The organism is Sphingobium xenophagum NBRC 107872 (assembly GCF_000367345.1).
Lineage (GTDB): Bacteria > Pseudomonadota > Alphaproteobacteria > Sphingomonadales > Sphingomonadaceae > Sphingobium > Sphingobium xenophagum.
In genome coordinates this window covers 72,104-93,038 of record NZ_BARE01000027.1, presented here as the reverse complement: position 1 = coordinate 93,038, position 20,935 = coordinate 72,104, and the positions used below count along the sequence as shown (strand labels likewise).

General features: G+C 61.8%; 16 protein-coding genes. All 16 read left to right on the top strand.

The window, feature by feature from the left end:
• The first annotated feature begins 132 nt into the window (after positions 1-132).
• The 16 genes from SX1_RS12965 (at position 133) to SX1_RS12890 (ending at position 20,882) form a co-directional block, all read left to right on the top strand.
• Positions 133-876: a DUF4198 domain-containing protein gene (locus SX1_RS12965; protein ID WP_017181853.1), complete on the top strand. Its 744-nt coding sequence runs from the start codon at positions 133-135 to the stop codon at positions 874-876.
• Between the two features lie 24 nt (positions 877-900).
• On the top strand, positions 901-1,281 hold the full coding sequence (locus SX1_RS12960; protein WP_019053338.1) for a hypothetical protein: 381 nt from the start codon (positions 901-903) through the stop codon (positions 1,279-1,281).
• A 127-nt stretch (positions 1,282-1,408) separates the two neighbouring features.
• Complete coding sequence (locus SX1_RS12955; RefSeq protein ID WP_026149746.1) at positions 1,409-2,623, top strand: acetyltransferase domain-containing protein; 1,215 nt, start codon at positions 1,409-1,411, stop codon at positions 2,621-2,623.
• Positions 2,624-2,945: 322 nt separating this feature from the next.
• Positions 2,946-5,087: a TonB-dependent siderophore receptor gene (locus SX1_RS12950; protein ID WP_019053336.1), complete on the top strand. Its 2,142-nt coding sequence runs from the start codon at positions 2,946-2,948 to the stop codon at positions 5,085-5,087.
• Between the two features lie 100 nt (positions 5,088-5,187).
• Positions 5,188-6,231 (top strand): PepSY-associated TM helix domain-containing protein, encoded by a 1,044-nt coding sequence (locus tag SX1_RS12945; protein WP_019053335.1) that lies wholly within the window; start codon positions 5,188-5,190, stop codon positions 6,229-6,231.
• Complete coding sequence (locus tag SX1_RS12940; RefSeq protein WP_019053334.1) at positions 6,228-7,157, top strand: 2-hydroxyacid dehydrogenase; 930 nt, start codon at positions 6,228-6,230, stop codon at positions 7,155-7,157. Before SX1_RS12945 ends, SX1_RS12940 begins: the two co-directional genes overlap by 4 nt.
• A gap of 21 nt (positions 7,158-7,178) precedes the next feature.
• Entirely contained in the window at positions 7,179-7,985 is an 807-nt protein-coding gene (locus SX1_RS12935; RefSeq protein WP_019053333.1) for a haloacid dehalogenase type II, read from the top strand.
• Positions 7,986-7,992: 7 nt separating this feature from the next.
• Entirely contained in the window at positions 7,993-9,276 is a 1,284-nt protein-coding gene (locus SX1_RS12930; RefSeq protein WP_026149743.1) for an NAD(P)/FAD-dependent oxidoreductase, read from the top strand.
• Positions 9,273-10,817, top strand: coding sequence for an ABC transporter substrate-binding protein (locus SX1_RS12925; protein WP_019053331.1), 1,545 nt, complete (start codon positions 9,273-9,275; stop codon positions 10,815-10,817). The genes SX1_RS12930 and SX1_RS12925 overlap by 4 nt, the downstream gene beginning before the upstream one ends.
• Complete coding sequence (locus SX1_RS12920; protein ID WP_019053330.1) at positions 10,817-11,797, top strand: ABC transporter permease; 981 nt, start codon at positions 10,817-10,819, stop codon at positions 11,795-11,797. The genes SX1_RS12925 and SX1_RS12920 overlap by 1 nt, the downstream gene beginning before the upstream one ends.
• Positions 11,794-12,627 (top strand): ABC transporter permease, encoded by an 834-nt coding sequence (locus SX1_RS12915; RefSeq protein ID WP_026149741.1) that lies wholly within the window; start codon positions 11,794-11,796, stop codon positions 12,625-12,627. Before SX1_RS12920 ends, SX1_RS12915 begins: the two co-directional genes overlap by 4 nt.
• The gene (locus tag SX1_RS12910; protein WP_019053328.1) at positions 12,624-14,432 is read left to right on the top strand and encodes an ABC transporter ATP-binding protein; all 1,809 of its coding nucleotides are present in this window, start codon (positions 12,624-12,626) and stop codon (positions 14,430-14,432) included. Before SX1_RS12915 ends, SX1_RS12910 begins: the two co-directional genes overlap by 4 nt.
• A complete protein-coding gene (locus SX1_RS12905) occupies positions 14,429-14,734 on the top strand; it encodes a (2Fe-2S)-binding protein (protein ID WP_019053327.1) in 306 nt (101 codons plus the stop codon). Before SX1_RS12910 ends, SX1_RS12905 begins: the two co-directional genes overlap by 4 nt.
• Positions 14,716-16,101 carry an FAD/NAD(P)-dependent oxidoreductase gene (locus SX1_RS12900; protein WP_026149740.1) on the top strand — a complete coding sequence of 462 codons (1,386 nt, stop codon included), beginning with the start codon at positions 14,716-14,718 and terminating at the stop codon, positions 16,099-16,101. The genes SX1_RS12905 and SX1_RS12900 overlap by 19 nt, the downstream gene beginning before the upstream one ends.
• Positions 16,098-17,234 carry an NAD(P)/FAD-dependent oxidoreductase gene (locus tag SX1_RS12895; RefSeq protein ID WP_019053325.1) on the top strand — a complete coding sequence of 379 codons (1,137 nt, stop codon included), beginning with the start codon at positions 16,098-16,100 and terminating at the stop codon, positions 17,232-17,234. The genes SX1_RS12900 and SX1_RS12895 overlap by 4 nt, the downstream gene beginning before the upstream one ends.
• A gap of 96 nt (positions 17,235-17,330) precedes the next feature.
• On the top strand, positions 17,331-20,882 hold the full coding sequence (locus SX1_RS12890) for a CHASE domain-containing protein (protein WP_026149739.1): 3,552 nt from the start codon (positions 17,331-17,333) through the stop codon (positions 20,880-20,882).
• Positions 20,883-20,935 lie beyond the last annotated feature (53 nt).

The following is a 20,935-nucleotide window of genomic DNA, read 5'->3' as shown; positions in this document are numbered from 1 at the left end:
AGCACATCGCTCCTCCGGCCCTAACTTTTTGACATTTTTACGTCGCATCAATGACGTTTTCAGAATTTTCGTTCGTGCCGTCAGCATAGCCTCGATCCAGGAATTGGCCCCCTTTGTCGAGGAACCTGCCCGATGCGTTTTTCCCATATGGTTACAGCCGCTGTTGCGGCATCTACCCTGATCATCGCCACGGCACCCGCTGGCGCGCATGCCATCTGGTTCGCGCAGCGCGCCAAGCAGACCGCGTTGATCTACGGCGTTGGCGCAGACGATCTGGACATGGTCAAGCGCCTGCCGCTGGTCAAGTCAGTGACCGGCTATGACTCCGACGGTGCGCCAGTCAATACGTCGCTGCGCGCGGCTGGGGCTATTCCGGTGGTCGACAGCGACGAACCGATCGCCGTCGTCGCGGCAGTTATGGACTATGGCTATTGGAGCAAGACGCCGGATGGCGAATGGCACAATAAGGGCCGCGACGAAGTGCCCAATGCGACATTGGCCGAACATAATTTCAAATATGCCGTCTATCTGACGCAGATGCCGACCAAGCAGATCCCGCTGTATGAAGGCCACACGTTGCAGGTCGTGCCGGTGGGCACCGCCATTCCGCAGAAGATGGGCGAACCGATGAAGGTGCGGGTCTATTATAAGGGCCAGCCGATTGCCGGTGCGACCGTAATGCAGGATTATGTCAACGATCCTGACGAGGTTAATCCCGCCAAGACCGCTGCCGACGGGACTGCGACGATCAAGGTCCGCAACCAGGGCAATAATGTGCTGATGGCGATCTATGTCGCAAAATCCGATGACAAGAAGGCGGACCATATAGAGCATAGCGCTTCGCTGAGTTTCGTCCTGCCGCACGTGCCGGAATAACATCATTCTGTTCGGAGATTTGCCGTGAATATCCAGTATATCCGCAGCGGCATCGCCGCACTCGCCCTGATTGCTGCACCTGCGATGCTGCAAGCTCACAGCAGCATGAAACCGCAGCATGGCGGCATGGTCCAGATGACCGGCGAAACCGTGTTCGAACTGGTCGCGGGGCCGAAGGGCGTGGACGTCTATCTGAGCGAAGAGGATGAACCGCTGGCAGCAGTGGGCTATACCGCAAAGCTTATCCAAACTGTTGCAGGGGCCAAGACCGAGGCCGTCTTGACGCCGGCGGGTGGCAACAGACTATCCGCACCGGGTTTCAAAGCCGCCAAAGACGCGAAGCTTGTCGTCGCTCTGATCGACAAGAGCGGCGCCAAGACTTTCGCCACCTTCCAGGCGAAGTAAGGAGCGGGAAAATGCGTAGCGATCCGCCGCCAGTCTTGCTCCTCAGACGTGCGGCGGATCGCAACATGACAGCTTCCACGCTGTATCCGCCAAAGGGCGAGTGACGCAGGGAAAAGAAGGACAGACGATGAGCAGCATTGCAGGCCACGCGCCCCTCACCCCATTTACTACAAGCGCGCCACCACCGGTCGCAGCCGCCAAAGCGCGCACGCGATTGATAGCGATCGATGCGCTGCGCGGCCTCGTCATGCTGTTCATGCTGGTCGACCATGTGCGCGAGACTTTTTTCCTTTACATGCAGGTGACCGATCCGGTCGATGCCAACACGACCGATCCCGGCCTGTTCTTCACCCGGCTGCTATCCACCTTCTGCGCGCCGACCTTCGTTGCACTGACCGGCCTGTCGGCCTGGCTCTATGGCCAGTCACACAGCAAGGGGCAGGTTTCGGAATTTCTGCTCAAACGCGGGCTTTTCCTGATCTTTCTCGAAGTAACCGTGGTCGGCTATGCCTGGCCGACCCAGGCCCCCGCTTTCCCCCCGACGGCGATCTGGTTGCAGGTGATCTGGGCGATCGGCATTTCGATGGTCGCGCTGGCCGCCTTGCTGCATTTGCCGCGGGCCGCGCAATTTGGCGTGGGACTGGCGATCGTGGGCCTGCACAATCTGCTCGATCCCATTCGGCTGACAGCAGACCAGCCAGGCTATGTCGCCTGGGCAATTTTGCATCAGCGGTCGCTCATCGAATTTGGCGGGGCGGCGATCAAGACCACCTATCCGGTGCTGCCATGGATCGGCGTCATCCTGCTGGGCTATGCCTGTGGACCCTGGTTTGCCAAGGGCAGCGATCCGCAGCGGCGTATGCGCCGCCTGCTGATGACCGGCCTTGGGCTGATCCTGGGCTTTGTTGCGATCCGCTATCTCAACATTTACGGCGACAAGCCCTGGTTTGTCGGGGAAACGCCCTTGCGTACGGTCATGAGTTTCCTGGCACTGACCAAATATCCGCCATCCCTGCTGTTCCTGATGCCGACCGTGGGCACCGGTTGCCTGTTGCTCGCCCTGTTCGAGAAATATGAGGACAGCGCGGTCATGCCGCATCTGGCGCTGCTGGGCGGGGCGCCGATGTTCTTCTATATACTGCATCTCTATGTGCTGAAGCTGATCTACAATGTGGCGCTCGCCCTTTACGGGCCGACCAAAGGAACGGTGTTCGGGGTCGACAATCTTTCCACGGTGTGGATTTGGGTCGCTCTATTGATCCTGCCGCTTTACTTTCCCACCCGCTGGTTCGCGCAGCTCAAGCAGCGGCGCAAGGACATATGGTGGCTGAAATATCTGTAAAGGCGCCCACCCTGGGAACAACTGGTCACCTCCCCCTTGGAGGCGGCTATTTCCGGGGCATTTTGGCCTCTTTACTGCAAGGATCGGGCGCAGCATTTTCATGCCGTAACAACCGCCGATTCACAATTTTGCGCCGTCCGATGTGCCAAGTTTGACGGATTATTTCTGGAACTCATCCTAGCCTCGAACTCAAGAAGAGGTGGAATAAACACCCAATCGCCGGCGTCCGATGACAGGAGCAACAGTTCGCGTCGGAAATGAAAACCCGTCGGCCCCGTTCGCAGGACGTTCAGAACAGCGATTTTTAAAAGGGGATTTCATCATGCGACCATTCTCCACCCTCCGGCTGGCACTGATCGCCAGCACCGCCACTATCGCGTTGCCGTCTGCCGCGATTGCACAGGCACCGGCCGCCGAGTCCAGCGACATCGTCGTCACCGGTCTGAAGCGCCAATATTTCGGTGACACGCCGGTCAAGGAAATCCCGCAGGCTGTTCAATTTCTGGAAGGCAAGTTGCTGGATGATTTGAATATCACCCGGCTGGACACTGCGTTGGAACTGGCGAGCGGTGTGTCGAAGCAGAATAATTTTGGCGGTCTGTGGGACAGTTTTGCGATCCGCGGCTTTGCGGGGGATGAGAATTTTCCGAGTGGCTTTCTGGTCAACGGCTTTAATGGTGGCCGCGGTTATGGTGGCCCGCGCGATGCATCAAATGTCGAGCGCATCGAAGTGCTCAAAGGCCCCAATTCCGCGCTGTTTGGGCGCGGTGAGCCGGGCGGCACGATCAACATCGTCAGCAAAAAGCCGACCTTCAAGGAGGGCGGCAGCTTTTCCGTCGCCGGTGGCAAATGGAATACCTACCGCGTCGAGGGCGACTATAATCTGCCCATCACCGACATGGTCGCGGTCCGCCTGACTGGTGCGGTGGAAGATGCGGAAAGCTTCCGTGACACCGTGAAAACGCGCAAATATGTGCTGAACCCGTCCTTCCTGGCGAAACTGTCTGACAAGACGATCTTCACCTACGAACTGGAATATGTGAACCAGGAAGTGCCGTTTGAACGTGGCGTGGTGGCGATCCCGACCGTAACGGCCAATGGCATCACCTATGATCTGGGCGCAATTCCCAATACCCGTTTCCTGGGCAACCCAAATGATGGCCCGACCAAGGTCGAAGTGCTGGGCCATCAGGCGCAGTTGCAGCATGACTTGAGCGACGATTGGGTCGTCATGCTGGGTGCTGGTTACAAGGACACATCATTCAAGGGCTTTTCGAGCGATCCTGAACTGGTCCTTGGTCGGCAGCGCATCGACAATGACGGCCGTACCCTTACCCGCCAGCGTCGCTACCGCGATTATAGCACGACCCATATGGTTTTCCGCGGCGAAATCAGCGGCAAGGCGCAGACCGGATCGATCGTTCACAATATCCGCGTCGGGGCGGACTGGGACAAGTTCGAGATCGACACGTTCCAGACCCGTTATCGCCCCGTGGCGGCGGACCAGTCCTATTCGATCGACATCTTCAATCCCGATTACACCATCCCGGCCCCCGTTCCCAACGTCGTGATCCAGAATGGCAACGAGGTTCAGAAGGCCTGGGGTGTGTATGCGCAGGACCAGATCGAGATCACCGAACAGTTCAAGGTGCGCTTTGGTGGCCGCTACGACCATTTCAGCCAGAATATCGACCTGCGCCTGAACAATACCAACCCCAAGAAAAGCTACAGCAAGTTCAGCCCGATGGCAGGCTTGGTGTTCGAACCGACCAGCAGCGTGTCGCTCTATGCCAGCTATGGCAAAGGCTTCCGTCCCAATAGCGGCGTTGGTTTCGACGGGCAGCCATTTGAGCCTGAAATCAGCACATCCTATGAAGTCGGTGCAAAGTTCATCACCCCAGATGGTCGCCTGACCAGCACGATTTCGCTCTACAAGATGAAGAAGAGCAATGTGCTGTCCACCGACCCGGCCAACCCCGGCTTCTCCAAGCCGGTCGGTTCCGCCGACAGCAAGGGCGTGGAGTTTGACGTCAATGCCAAGCTGCCAGCCGGGTTTGAACTGTTCCTGACCTATGCCTATACCGATGCGGGCTGGGCCACCAATGTGTTCGACCCCAATTTCGGTCTGCCGATCCTGAAGGGCGATCCGCTGATCAACATTCCCAAGCATCAGGGCAATATCCTGCTGTTCAAGAATTTTTCGATCGGCGATCATCAAGCCATGCTGGGCGGTGGCGTAAACCATGTCGGCAAGCGTCTGGGCGAGACGGCAACGACCTTCTTCCTGCCCAGCTATACGATCGCCAAGCTGATGGGATCGGTCACGATCAACGACCAGTTCAAGCTGTCGGCCAATGTCGATAATCTGTTCGACAAGAAATATTATGCCAGCTCTTACGCAGCCCTGTGGATACAGCCAGGCATGCCCCGTTCCTTTACGATACGAGGTACGTTCAACTTCTAGAACAGGTGCCGGGGAGGCTTTCGCGCCTCCCTCTTCGGGCCGTCAACGACACCTCCTCCTCCTGTCGTTGGCGGCCCTTTTCGTTTTTGAGGGCTACCCCATGAACCGCGCGCTGATGTTGCGCCTGCATCGGACAATTGGCCTGGCCGTGGCGGCATTGCTGCTGGTGCAGGCGCTGAGCGGCGCGATGCTGGTCTATCGCGGGCCGCTGGCGCGGCTGATCGATCCGGTGGCGATGACCAGCGGAAAAGCCGGGCCAGCGGTTTCGGTGGGCGAGGTGATCATGACAGCGAACCGGACGACGGCAGGCTATGCGGTAACGCGGCTGTTTGCGCCCGATGCCGATGGGGCCACCTATTTCGCGCAAATGGGCAATCGTGACGGCGCGGTGCGCTATGCGTCGGTCGATCCCGCGGGCGGCGCAGTGCGGCGGTCGGGCAATGCCCTGGCCTTTCCGGTCGAAGCGGCGTTACAAATCCATTATCGGTTGATGGCCGGCAAGGTCGGCATGGCACTCATCGTCCTGAACGGCCTCGCCCTGTTGGCCATGGTCGCGAGCGGGCTGGCCTATTGGTGGCCCAAGCGCGGCAAGATGGGCAAGGCGCTGGCGATACGCTGGACATTGTCGTCCAAGCTGGTTCTGCGCCAATGCCATCGCACGGCAGCTGTCTTGCTGAGCGCGTTTCTGCTGTTCATGGCGACGACGGGATTGCTGCTGGTGGTGCCCGAATTGCTGAGCAAGGGTGCCGCCAATGCGCCGTCCGCCGCGTCAAATGCCACAATCGACCGCAGCCTGATGCTGGCGCAATCGGCCTTCCCCAATGCCACGCTGCGCGACCTGCGGATGGATGGCGATCGGCTGATCGTCAATTTCAACGCCCCTGAACATAATGCGCGCGCGATCCACAGGGTCATCGTAACGCTGGCGCAGCCCCGCATCGTTAGCGCCATGCGTGCGCAGAACAATCCCACATTGTGGATGACCGTGCTGCCATTGCATGCGGGCGATGCCTTTGGTCCGATCGGCCAGCCCCTATTGCTGATCACCGCACTGGCGCTGGCTGCGCTGTGTGTTTCCGGATTAGTCATGTGGTGGCAGGCCAGGCGCGCCCGCCGCCCTGCCCCCGCCAGAAAGTCTGTATGATGACCCTGCTTTATACCTCCGATCCTGAACGCGGCCGCACCTGGCGCGATGTTTTCGCGGCTGAGGCTGCGGATATCGGCTTTGTCGATCCGACCGACCCGCATGACCCCGCCACGATCCGCTACCTCGCCGCGTGGAACCCGTCAGTGGAACTGATCGCAAGACTGCCCGCACTGGAGATATTGTTTTCCATCGGCGCCGGTATCGACCAGTTCGACATGAGCCGCCTGCCGCCCCATGTCCGCGTAGTGCGGATGATCGAGCCGGGCATCGCGCAGGGCATGGTCGAATATGCGACGATGGCGGTGCTGGCGCTGCATCGCAACCTGATCGACCATGGTATCGCCCAGCGCGAGGGTCGGTGGGCACCGATCAAACTGACGCCCGCCAGCCAGCGACGGATCGGCGTGATGGGCCTTGGCATTCTGGGTCAGGCGGTGCTGGGCGCGTTGCGGCTGTTCGGCTTTCCACTGTCGGGGTGGAGCCGGTCGGCCCATGCCGTGGAAGGGGTCGATTGCTTTGCCGGAGCGACGGCGTTGCCCGCCTTCCTTTCGGGATGCGACATATTGATCTGCCTGCTCCCGCTCACCACCGAGACCCGCGGCATTTTGTGCCGCGAAACGCTGTCGCAACTGCCGCGCGGGGCGGGCCTGATCAATGTCGGGCGGGGTGGGCACCTGGTGGAGCAGGATCTGCTGTCGCTGCTGGACGAAGGTCATCTTTCAGGGGCGGTGCTGGATGTATTCGACCCCGAACCGTTGCCTCAGGGCCATGCATTGTGGGCGCATCCCCGCATCATCATGACCCCCCATGTCGCCAGCATGACGCGGGCGGACAGCGCTGCGCGCGCGTTGATCGCCAATATCCGCCGCCACATGTCGGGGGCGACCATGGAGGGGGAGGTCGCACGCGACAAGGGCTATTGAGAGCGCAGCAATCTATGCCGAATGGGCCGCGATAAAAGCCCGATATATGCGTTCGTGCCCGTAGAAATGGGCTTCATGTTCCGGTGCGCCCATGTCGTAATGTGCCTGTCACATGGCCGCCAGGCCGCGCTTCAAGAACCTGCAAAGGATGATCAGCCGATGCCCAATTTCCGGCCCAAATATATCAGTTTCGACTGCTATGGCACGCTCACCCGTTTTCGCATGACCGAAATGGCGACCGCCTTCATGGCCGATCGCATCGACGCGGAAAAGCTGCCCGCCTTTTGCAAGGACTGGAGCGCCTATCGGTTCGATCAGGTGATGGGCGATTGGCAGCCCTATCAGGAGGTCATCCGCAACTCGTTGCGCCGGACGTGCGAGAAATGGGGCGTGGCCTATAATGAGGCTGATGCCGATGCTGTGTACAACACGGTGCCGACATGGGGTCCGCATGACGACGTCGTTGGCGGCCTGTCCAAGATTGGCGACAAAATTCCGCTCGTCATCCTCTCCAACGCGATGAACGACCAGATCCATCATAATGTGGGGATGCTGGGCGCGTCCTTCCATGCGGTCTATACCGCGCAGATGGCGCAGGCCTACAAGCCGCGGATGCAGGCGTTCGAATATATGTTCGACCAGCTCGGCGCAAATCCGGAAGATATGATGCACGTATCATCCAGCTTCCGCTACGATCAGAATACGGCGACCGACCTGCATTTTGGCTGCCGCGTGTTCGTGGGTCGTGGGCATGAGCCGTCCAACCCCTTCTACCGCGACGTAGAAATCCCCCATATCGGCTGCCTGCCGGCGGTTTTGGGCCTCTGATCGTTCGATGAACGCCTCCCCCCTCTCCTACTGGCTTGCCAGCGCGCCGCCCTTCATGGGCGGTGCGAAGGGCGGGGTCGAAGGGTCGGCTGACATCGCCATCATCGGTGGTGGCTTCACCGGCCTGTCGGCGGCCCTAGCGCTGGCAAAGCGCGGCGCAAGCGTCGTTCTGCTGGAAGCGGGGAAGGTCGTGGGCGAGGCATCCGGGCGCAATGGCGGCCAGTGCAACAACGGCACCGCGCATGACTATGGCGCATTGTCGGCAAGGTTCGGCAAGCCGGTCGCCAAAGCCTGGTACAGGGCGCATTGCGACGCGGTCGATACGGTCGAGCGGCTGGCTCGCGAGGAAGGGATTGACTGCAATTTCACCCGCTGCGGCCGGGTGAAGCTGGCGGCCAAGCCCAAACATTATGACAAGCTGGCGCGGGCGCATGACCTGCTGGCCGCGGAAGTCGATGAGCATGTGCGGCTGGTGCCCCCGGCGCGGATCGGTGACGAGGTTGGGTCCGACGCCTTTCATGGCGCGCTGATCCAGACCACAAGCGCGCAAATCCACCCTGCCCGTTTCGGGGTGGGTCTTGCTGAAGCAGCAACGCGAGCCGGCGCACATATTTTCGAAGGGGCCGAGGTCACAGGGCTTGACCGGACACAGACCGGTTGGCGGGTTGTCTCTTCACGCGGGTCCGTCGATGCAAAGCAGGTGCTGGTCGCCACGGGCGGTGCCCCTGCCGCGGCGCCGTTCGGCTTCTTCCGTCGCCGGATCGTGTCGGTCGGCAGCTTCGTAATCGCGACCGAGCCGCTGGACGACGCGCTGATCGAAAAGTTGCTGCCAGGACGCCGCAATTATGTGACCAGCAAGAATATCGGCAATTATTTCCGTCTGGCGCCCGACAATCGCCTGATCTTCGGCGGGCGGGCGCGCTTTGCCATCAGCGATGCCCGATCGGATTTGAAAAGCGGGCGCATTCTGGAGGAGACGCTGGGGGAGATATTCCCAGCGCTCAAGGGCGTGGGAGTCGACCATGTGTGGGGCGGGATGGTGGACCTGACCGCCGACCGCCTGCCCCGCGCGGGCGAGACGGGCGGCCTTTATTATTCGATGGGCTATAGCGGCCATGGCGTGCAGATGGCGACCCATATGGGGCAGCAGATGGCGCGCGTGATGAGCGGCGAACCCGACGCCAACCCTTGGGCCGAACTGGACTGGCCGAGCGTGCCGGGGCATTTTGGCAAGCCATGGTTCCTGCCGCTGGTTGGGCTATGGTATAAATGGCAGGATGTGATCCATTGACCGATATCTTGTCCCCCTATTCCCGCCGCGGCCTGATCGGCGCGGGCCTTGGCGTTGGCGCTGGACTGCTGCTGCCCGATAGCGCGATGTCCGCCAGCCGCCCTCGCCGCGGCGGACGCATCCGCGCCGCCGGGATGACGGCATCGACCGCCGATACGCTTGATCCCGCCAAAGGCGCAAATTCAAGCGATTATATCCGTCACTACATGTTCTACAGCCTGCTGACCCAGCTGGACCGCAACCTGATCCCCCAGTTGGAACTGGCCGAACGGATCGAGAGCAGCGACCAGATCAACTGGCATATCAGGCTGCGCAAGGGCATCACATTTCATGATGGTGCGACGCTGACGGCGCAGGATGTCGTCTGGACCCTGATGCGACACAAAAATCCGGCGACCGGATCGAAAATGGCGCAAATTGCCGAGCAGTTTGCCCAGATTCGAGCCACGAGCAAACAGGATGTGTTCATTCGCCTGACCGGCCCCAATGCCGATCTGCCCGCCATTCTTGCACAAACGCATTTCGGGATATTGCGCGAAGGGACGAGCGATTTCCGTACCGCCAACGGCACCGGCCCGTTTTTGTGCGCACAATTTCGCCCCGGCGTCCGTACGCTGGCGCGGCGCAATCCCAATTTCTGGAAGCCGGGCAAACCCTATCTGGACGAAATCGAGCTCATCAGCATTCCCGACGAGACCAGTCGGGTCAACGCGCTGCTGTCGGGCGACGTCCACATCATCTTGGCGGTCAACCCGCGATCGAGCAAGCGCATCCATGCCTCGCCCCGCCATAATCTGATGGTGACACCATCGGGGCTGCACACCAACCTCATCATGCGACAGGATCGCCTGCCGACCGGAAACCCGCATTTCGTTGCAGCGATCAAATATCTGTTCGATCGCCCCCTCATAAAACGGGCGCTCTTCCGCGGCTATGCGACGATCGCCAACGATCACCCGATCCCGCCTTTCCACCCCTATTATCGCGCCGATCTGCCGCAGCGGGGACTCGACCTAGACAAGGCCCGTTGGCACTTGCAACGGGCGGGATTGAAGGGAACGCGGCTGCCGATCTATGCGTCACCCGCGGCGGAAGGATCGGTCGATATGGCGTCGGTCCTGCAGGAATATGGATCGCGCATCGGCCTTAATCTGGCCGTCAATCGCGTGCCCGCCGACGGCTATTGGTCGACCCACTGGATGAAACACCCAATGGGTTTTGGCAACACCAACCCGCGTCCGACCGCCGATCTGATGTTCAGCCTGTTCTACAAGTCGGATGCGGCGTGGAATGAAAGCGGCTGGAAAAATCCGCGCTTCGACCGCCTGCTGGTGGAAGCACGCGGCGAAGCCAACCAGGCAAAGCGCAAACAGCTTTATGGCGAGATGCAAGAGCTGGTCCGCGACTATTGCGGGGTTTCCATTCCGGTTTTCATCAACCTGATCGATGCCCATGACCGGCGGTTAAAGGGCATGTATCCAATCGCCATTGGGGGCATGATGGGTTACCAATTTGCCGAACATGTCTGGTGGGAAGGCTGATGGCGGGCGCATCCTCCCGCAGCGGCATGAGCGCCGCGCTGACATTGATCGGCAAGCGGTTCGCATCGTCTTTGCTGACGCTGTTGCTGGTATCGATGACGATCTTCGTGATCGCCCAATTATTGCCCGGCGACGCGGCGCAGGAAGCGCTGGGGCAGAGCGCCACGCCGGAACAGGTCGCGGCATTGCGCCATGAAATGGGCCTCGATCGCCCGGCCCATGTGCGTTATGTGAGCTGGCTTGGCGGCATGCTGACGGGCGATCCTGGCCAATCGATGGTCGCGAACATGCCTGTGGGCGAAGTCATTGAGGAGCGCTTGCCCAACAGCCTGCTGCTCGCCGCTCTGGCCGCCATGGTCGCTATCCCCGTCGCCCTGTCCATCGGCATCGGATCCGCCATGAACCGCGGCGGGCGGATAGACCGGGCGCTCAACGTCGTGACGCTCGCCATGGTGGCGGTACCCGAATTTCTGGTTGCGACCATCGCCGTGCTGATCTTTTCGGTGAAACTGCGCTGGCTGCCCTCGATCGCGCTGGCGTCGAGCGACATGGAGTGGGGCGAGTATCTGCGCGGCGTTGCCATGCCGGTCCTGACATTATGCGTGATCGTTATCGCGCAGATGGCGCGGATGACGCGCGCGGCAGTGATCGACCAGATGGACCGGCCCTATGTCGAAATGGCGGTGCTGAAGGGCGTTGCACCGGTGCGTGTCATATTGCGGCACATCATGCCCAACGCGATCGCGCCGATCGTGAACGCCATGGCATTGAGCCTGTCCTACCTGCTGGGCGGGGCGGTGATCGTGGAAACCATCTTCAACTATCCGGGGCTTGCCAGCCTGATGGTCAATGCGGTCACCAGTCGCGACATGCCGCTATTGCAGGCGTGCGCCATGATATTCTGCGCCGCCTATCTCATCCTGATGCTGATCGCGGACGTTACCGCGATCCTGGCCAACCCAAGGCTGCGGGCGCAATGATGGGCAATATCTTTCAACGGGCCAAAGCCCTGCCGCTGTCGGGCAAGCTGGGGCTGGCCCTGGTCATCTTCTGGCTGGCTGTCGCGCTGTTCGGACCCATGCTGGCCCCCTATCCGGTCGGCGCGTTCGTCGCCTATGACGTGTTTGACGGCCAATCCGCGAAGCATTGGCTGGGCAGCGACTATCTGGGCCGCGATGTGCTGAGCCGGCTGATGTCGGGCGCGCGCTATACGGTTGGGCTGGCGGCGGCGGCGGCCCTGCTGGCGAGCACCAGCGGCACCGCGCTGGCGCTGACGGCGGCAGTGGGCGGGGCCAAGGTCGATGAACCGCTTTCGCGCTTCATGGATATGCTGATTTCGATCCCCTCCAAGATATTCTCTCTGGTGCTGGTCGCGGCATTCGGATCCTCGCTGGGGCTGCTGCTGCTGATCGCGGCCTTCACCTATATCCCCGGCAATTACCGGATCGCGCGGGCTCTGGCCGTCAATCTGGCGCAGATGGATTATGTGCAGGTGGCGAAGGCGCGCGGCGAACGGCGCTTCTATATCGCGATCGCTGAAATATTGCCCAATATGATCCACCCGCTTCTGGCCGATTTCGGCCTGCGCTTCGTCTTCATCGTGTTGTTGCTGTCGGGCCTGTCTTTCCTTGGCCTTGGCGTGCAGCCCCCCGACGCTGATCTGGGATCGCTGGTGCGCGAGAATATCTCCGGGCTGGGCGAAGGCGCGCTCGCGATCATAGCGCCAGCCGTTGCGATTGCGACGCTGACGGTAGGCGTGAACCTGTTGATCGATGCGATCGGCTTTTCGGGCAAGGGCAAAGGCCAATGAGCGCGACGCCCCATGTCGAGGTAAAGGGCCTGACCGTCACCGCGCGCAATGGCGCGGGCGAGATATTCCCGATCGTCAGCGACATTGATTTCGCGCTGAATCGCGGCGAAGTGCTGGCGCTGATCGGCGAGAGCGGATCGGGCAAGACGACGATCGCGCTGACGCTGCTGGGCCATGCCAGGCCGGGGGCGAAGATCGCGGAAGGGTCTATCCGGGTGGGCGAGTGCGACCTTACCAAGCTCGATCGCGGCGCGCTGGCACAATTGCGCGGCAATCGCATCGCCTATATCGCACAAAGCGCGGCATCCGCCTTCAATCCATCGCGCACCATCATGGATCAGGTGGTCGAGCCTGCGCTGATCCACAATCTGATGCCGCGCGCGGAGGCCGAGTCCAAGGCGGTCGACCTGTTCCGCGCGCTCGCCCTGCCCTTTCCCGAAACGATCGGCGCGCGCTATCCGCATCAATTGTCAGGCGGACAGTTGCAGCGGTTGATGGCCGCGATGGCGCTGATCACGGACCCGGAACTGGTCATATTGGACGAACCGACGACTGCGCTGGACGTGACCACCCAGATCGAGGTGCTCCGCGCGTTCAAGACAGTCGTGCTGGAACGGGGCGCAACCGCCATCTACGTGTCGCACGACCTGGCCGTCGTCGCACAGATGGCAGACCAGATTGTCGTGCTGAACCAGGGGCGCATTCGGGAGGCGGGCGCGGCTGCGCAGATCCTCCACGCTCCCGCTGATGACTATACCAGGACACTGATGGCCGCCGCCCGGCCCGCGGTCCGCCCGGCACCCCCCAAAATTGCCCTGCCCGCCGCGCCGCTGCTGGAAATACACGGCATGACGGCGGGCTATGGCAAGATCGGCAAGGATGGTCGTCCGCGTATTCCGGTACTGCGCGACATCAACCTGACGATAGAACGGGGCGCGACTTTGGGCGTGATCGGCGAAAGCGGATCGGGCAAATCCACTATCGCGCGGGTCATCGCCGGGCTGCTGCCGCCCGCCAGCGGGCAGGTGCTGCTGGATGGCGAAACTCTGCCGCCAGGCTTGCACGGGCGTAGTCGCGACCAGTTTCGCCGGGTGCAACTGGTGTTCCAGAATGCCGATACAGCGCTCAATCCTGCGCACAGCGTCGGTCGGATATTGACGCGACCGCTGGCCTTTTACCACGGGCTCAAGGGCAATGCGGCGCGGATGCGCGTGCTGGAGTTGCTCGATCTGATCCGCCTGCCCGCCACGCTGATCGACCAGCCGATCGGCGGCCTGTCGGGCGGCCAGAAGCAGCGGATCAACCTGGCGCGGGCGCTGGCGGCCGATCCGCAACTGATCCTGTGCGATGAGGTGACGTCCGCGCTCGATACTGTCGTGGGCGCGGCGATATTGGAACTGATGGCCGAATTGCGCCGGGAACTGGGCATTGCGACCATGTTCATCAGCCATGACATCTCAACAGTCCGGGCGATTTGCGACGACATATTGGTGCTTTACGCCGGTACGATGGTCGAGACCGGGCCGCGTGAAGCGTTCGGCGTCGCGCCGTTCCATCCCTATACGGACCTGCTGATCGGATCGGTGCCGGAAATGCGGGCGGGATGGCTGGAGGAGAGTCATGCCGGGATCGCGCCGCCGCCGGTTGGAGGACAGGGCGATCATCCAGACCTTTGCCGCTTCCTGCCGCGCTGCCCCGCGCGGGTGGATGGGCTTTGCAATACCACGCCCCCACCCCGCCGCCCGCTCAGCAAGGGCAGCCAGATATTGTGCCATCTTGGAGATGAAAGCTTGCGTCCGTCATGAGCCGCTTCGTTCGTCTGGGTGAAACCGATCGCCCCGCTATCACCGTGCATGTCGATGGCGCCCCCGTCGGGGCGCTGGAGGGTGACACGCTGATGGTCGCATTGTTGAACCAGGGCAGCGTGTTGCGCCAGTCAGAGTTCGGGCCGGAGAAACGGGCCGGTTTCTGCCTGATGGGCGCCTGCCAGGATTGCTGGGTGTGGACCGAAAGCGGCGACCGCCTGCGCGCCTGTTCGACCCTGGCCGCGTCGGGCCAGCGCATCCTGACCAGCCAGCCGGAGGCATCATGGCCGAACAACGCATGAGCCCAAGGGTCATTATCGTTGGTGCAGGGCCAGCCGGGACACGCGCGGCGCAAGCCTGCGTGCAGGCAGGCGTGCGCCCGATCCTGCTGGACGAGGGACGCCGCGACGGCGGCCAGATCTATCGCCGTCAGCCGGATAATTTCACCCGGCCCTATGCCAAGCTGTACGGCAGCGAGGCCGGTCGGGCCCAAGCGTTGCATGAAACATTCAATGGGCTGAAGAGCGCGATCGATTATCGCCCGGAAACGCTGGTGTGGAACATCGCTGGCGGGCAAGTCTGGACAGCGAGTGCGACATATGCGGACGCAATTCCGTTTGACGCATTATTGCTGTGCACTGGGGCGACAGATCGGCTGATGCCGGTCAAGGGATGGCAGTTTGCCGGCAGCTACAGCCTGGGCGGGTCGCAGGTGGCGCTCAAGAGCCAGGCGGTATCGATCGGGCACAATGTCGTGTTCATGGGATCGGGCCCGCTGCTCTATCTGGTTGCAAGCCAATATGTCGAGGCAGGTGCGAATGTCGTCGCTGTGCTCGATACAGCCCCCTACAGCGCGCGGATCAAGGCTTTGCCCGACCTGCTGGCGGTGCCGTCTGTGCTGTGGAACGGCGTCACGCTGACGATGAAATTGAAGCGCGCGGGCGTAGCCGTGCACAATGGCGTAACGCCGCTGGAAATCATCGGCAACGCCGATAGCGGCGTGAGCGCCGTGCGTTTTCGCACCGGAGCGGGGACCGAGCAGGACATTGTCTGCGACGCGGTGGCGATGGGGCATCATCTGCGCCCGGAAACGCAACTGGCCGATCTGGCGCGCTGCGCCTTCGCATTTGATCCAGGCACGCGGCAATGGCTGCCGGAGCGGGACAGCGATGGACGGTCGAGCGTGGCGGGCGTTTATCTGGCGGGCGACGGGGCCAAGATATTGGGCGCGCGATCAGCCGAAGCCAGCGGGCGGCTGGCGGCGCTGGCGGCACTGGCCGATCTGGGGCTGCCGGTGGACAAGGGTGAGATGACGTCGCTGCGCGGCGATGTCGGCACCTATGCGAAATTTGCGCGGGGATTGGCGAAGGCCTTTCCATGGCCTTCGCACCAAGCATCGCAATTGCCCGACGATGCGATCTTGTGCCGGTGCGAGGGGGTGACCGCTGGCGACCTGCGCGGCATCATGCGCCAGACGGGCGCCAAGGAGGCAAACAGGGCCAAGGCGTTCAGCCGGGTGGGCATGGGGCGTTGCCAGGGCCGTTATTGCGGACTGGCGGCGGCCGAGCTGATCGCGGCAGAAGCGGACATTCCCATTGAGCAGGTCGGCCGATTGCGCGGTCAGGCGCCGGTCAAGCCGCTGACCATAGCGATTGGAGACGATCAATGAGCGGGGCCAGCGATGTCATCATCGTGGGCGGCGGGCTGATGGGGTCATCGGCAGCACTTTTCCTGCGCGGCCATGGCCTGTCAGTAACCTTGCTGGAAACCGACCTGATCGGTCGGCAGGCAAGCGGCACCAATTTCGGCAATGTGAGGCGACAGGGGCGCCCCATCCATCAATTGCCGCTGGCCAATCGCGCCATTGCCATCTGGCGGAAATCGCGAGAATTATTGGGAGCCGATGTCGAATATCTCCAGTCCGGACATATCCGCGTCTGTTATCGCGACCGACCCGAACTGGTCGGTTCGATGGAGGATTATGCGGCAAATGCGCGCATGGAAGGGCTGGATCTGGAATTGGTGAGCGGCAATGTGCTGCGCGACAAATTTCCCTTTTTCGGGCCTGACGTGCTGGCCGGTTCCTATTCGCCAACGGATGGTCACGCCAATCCGCGCCTCGCCGCGCCTGCCTTTGCGCGGGCAGCGGCACGACTGGGCGCGGTGATCCATGAAAATACCCAGATTGTCGATGCGCAGAAGGTCGGGGAGGATTTCATCGTCACGGCAGCGGACGGGCGGACATTCCGCGCGCCTATATTGCTGGTGACGGCGGGCGCATGGGGCAATGCGTTGTCATCGCAATTTGGCGAGCCGGTGCCGATCGTCCCCAAAGGCCCGACCATGAGCGTGACAGAGCCGGTACCTTACGCCATTTTGCCGACGGTCGGCGTGATGACCCCGTTGGAGCAGGAGACGGTCTATTTCCGTCAGGTAGCGCGGGGCAATATCGTACTAGGCGGCAGCACGCGCGGACCATCCTTCCCCGACCAGTATCGCGCCTATGTCGAGCCGCAAAATACGGTGAGTCAGTTGAAGCATATAAGGCGGCTCGCCCCGTCGCTGGGCAGGCTCAACATCATCCGCGTCTGGTCCGGGATCGAGGGCTATATGCCTGACAGCCAGCCGGTGATGGGACCGAGCGCGACAACCAGCGGGCTATATTATGCGTTCGGCTTTTCAGGATCGGGTTTCCAGATCGGGCCGGGCGTGGGCGAGACGATGGCGGAGATCATCGCGAAGGGCGCCACCGACATCCCGACCGAACCCTATCGCGTCGAACGGTTCACTACCCAGGCCTGACATCGACAAGCGGACATTGCCGATTGCGCGCCACGCCCTATAAGCGCGATGTCAGACAGGGCGGAACCGCGCCGCCCTGCCTGCGCCGGGGGCAGGATGGAATATCAGGACAGCCGGACATCGACCGGTAGTGACAGGAGGCTGCGCGCGGCTCTTTTCGCGCCGCGCATCGCGGCGCTGAATGCCGCGTTGGCGCTGGCCTATTGCGTCGTCGGGTGGCTGGGCCTGAAAATGGCGATCCCGCCCGGCTATGCGACAGTAATCTGGCCGGCGTCGGGTATCGCCGTGTCCGCCATCCTGGTTTTCGGACGTACGCTATGGCCGGGCGTTGCGATCGGCGCGTTTCTTGTCAATGTCGCGATCGGCATGATGCGACTGGAAACGGCAGGCCTGCCGCTGATCCTGTCCAACGCGCTGTGTATTGCAATCGGATCGACCTTGCAGGCATTGGTCGCCGCCTGCATCGTACGTAAGCGCTTCGGGAGGCCGATCCAGTTGACGTCGGCATGGGATGTAGCGCTGATGGCGGCGCTGATCTGTCCGCTGGCCTGCGTCATCGCGCCCAGCATCGGCGTCACCATTTTGTACCTGAACCACTCCATCCCTGCGACCGCCATTGCCGAAAGCTGGGCGACATGGTGGACAGGTGATCTGCTGGGGGTGTTGATCGTCACCCCGGTCATCATGCTCGGTCCCTGGAAGGGATGGCGCATATTGTGGCGCGGCGAGCCGATCGCGCATTATACCGCGACGATGAGCGCGGTCATGATGGTCATGATCGGTGGCACGTTGACCGCATGGAAGGTCACGTCCGAATTCGTCCATGACCGCAACCAGGCAAGCTTTGCCGTGCTGGCGCATGAAAATGAGCGGGCATTGCGATACCGGCTGGAAGCCTATTCCCGCAGCCTGGACGGCGCCGCGGCGCTATTTGCCGCGTCGGACGAGATAACCCCGGACGATTGGCGCGCCTATGTCGCGGCGCTGAACATGGGCACATTCCTGCCCGGTCTGAACGTCATGGGCTATATCCGTCCCGTGACACCTGCGACGCTGCCCGCGTTTATGCGCGCGCAGACGCAGCGTTTCCCCGGCTATCGCATCCATCCCGACAGCAACGCCCCCCTGCGCGGCGTGATCGCCCAGATCGAACCGATAGCCACCAACCGCGCCGCCATGGGGCTGGACATATTGGCCGAAGCCCGGCGGCGATCCGCCGCGCTGCACGCGCGCGACACCGGCAAGGCGACGATCACCCGGCGCATCATATTGGTGCAGGATGCGCAAAAGCGCCCCGGATTCCTGCTGTTGCGGCCGCTCTATCAGCCCGGCCTGCCCCATGCGACCGTGGAGGAGCGACGCAAGGCCGTGATCGCGTGGATCTATGCGCCGTTCATCGCCAACCGCCTGATGGAGGGCTTGACGCAAAGTCAGGGACGGTCGCTGGACATCCATATTTTCGATGGTCCTGTGACGGCCGATGATGACACTATTTATGCCAGCGCTGCCAAGGGGAATCATCGACCCAAATATAGCGTAACCCGCACGCTGTTGCTGATGGAGCAGAGATGGACGGTGCGCTGGACCAGCACGCCCCAGTTTGAGCAAAGCGTATCGACGAGCGAAGGCTGGCTGGTGCTGCTTTGCGGGCTGGCGATCAGCTGGATATTCGGCATATTGACGCTGTCCTACATCCGGCGCGAAGCCTATGCGTTGCAGCAGGTGGAGATCAAGACCAGCGAGTTGATGGAGCGCGAAACGGTGCTCCAGCAGGCGGTGAGCGCGCTGGAGGAAAGCGAACGGCATTTTTCCGCGCTGGCCAGCCTGTCACCTGCAGGGATTTTCCGCACGGACGATCTGGGCTTTTGCAATTTCGCCAATGACGCCTGGCTGAAAACCACTGGCCTGTCGCGCGACGCGGTCATGGGCGTTGGCTGGATGGCAGCGATCCACCCCCATGATCGTGAGAAGATACGGGCGCAATGGCGGACCGCCATGTCGCAAGGGCGGACATGGCGAGTGGAATTGCGCTTCTGCCACAGCGATGGCGGCATATGCTGGGTCGACCTGATCTGCGGCCCGGAGGTCGATACGCAAGGGCAGTTGATCGGCCTGATCGGGGTTGGCACCGACATCACGCGGCGCAAGGATCTGGAACAGGAGAATGAGGCAGCGCTGGTGCGCGCTGAACAGGCGGCCAATGCCAAGGCCGTTTTCCTGGCGAATATGAGCCATGAGATCCGCACGCCGATGAACGGCGTTATCGGCTTTACCGAATTGCTGTTGCATGATGAGCCGCGCCATGCGCAGCGCACCAAGCTGGAGCTCATCCTGGAATCCAGCCAGTCGATGATGGAATTGCTGAACGACATATTGGATTTTTCACGCATCGAGGCGGGACAGATGGTGCTGGAACCCGAACCTGTGAACCTTCAGAAGAAGTTGCAGTCGAGCGTTGCCGCACTCCATGCGCTGGCCGAACGCAAGGGGCTGCCCGTGTCCGTCATCGTCGACCCGGCCTTGCCGCAGATGATCCTGTGCGACCGGTTGCGATTGCGCCAGATCATCGTCAACCTGTTGGCCAACGCGATCAAATTCACCCATGAAGGGCATATCATCATCCGGGCGATCAGGCTGCCCGATGCCGTGTTGCGCATAGAGGTGGAGGATACCGGCATCGGCATCGCCCATGACCGGCAGACCGCGATATTTCGGGAATTTGTCCAGGCGCATGGGGCGGCGGCACAGCGCCATGGGGGTTCGGGCCTTGGCCTGGCGATCTGCGACAAGCTGGCGCGGTTGATGGGCGGACAGGTCGTGCTGCGCAGCAGTCCGGGTGAGGGCACGATCGTCGCGCTTCAGATACCGCTGGTAGCCGCAGAGGGCGAAGCGATGGCGCCCGCGCCCACCATGATGGATCCACCGGTCAGGGCCACCATCGCGCGCCGCGTCCTGCTGGTCGAGGACCATGACATCAACCAGTTGCTGGTGTCGGAGATGCTGGAGCGGCTGGGCCATGAAGTCGCCATTGCCTCCAACGGTGCCGAAGCGATCGCCATGGTGGATGACGCCCATGCGCGAGGATTGCCCTACGCGCTGGTGTTGATGGACCTGCGCATGCCCCACATGGACGGGATGACAGCGACGCGCACGTTGCGCAGGCGTGGCTATGGTCCAGACCGCCTGCCGATCATCGCGATCAGCGCGAATGCCTATGCGGACGATATTACGGCCTGTCTGGACGCTGGCATGCAGGGCCATGTGGCCAAGCCGGTAAGGATGAGCGATTTGCAGGCGGCGCTGAAGCCGTGGTTGCGCGTGGAAAACGACGATCGGATGCTGACAGGATCAGCGCCATCCCCCGAACTGGCGCGCATGTATCGCCAGCGGCTGGATAATATCGCAATACTATTCGCCGATGCCGCCGCGCCCGATGGACTGACGAGCGAGACAAAGGCGCAGTTGCGCAACGCCATGCACCAGTTGGCCGGGACGGCCGGCCTGTTTGAGAGCGCAACGACCAGCAGCGCGCTACGCGAGCTTTATGAAGCGCTGGAGGCGTGGTCCGACGAGCAATGGCGAGACCTGATTCGCGGAGCAGCCGAACGGTTCACGCTGATCACAGGCCAGCCAGAAAGGGCTTTGTAGCGCTACAAATGCTGGCTAGAGCTATTTAGTCCCTCTGCGGAACACCTGCCGCC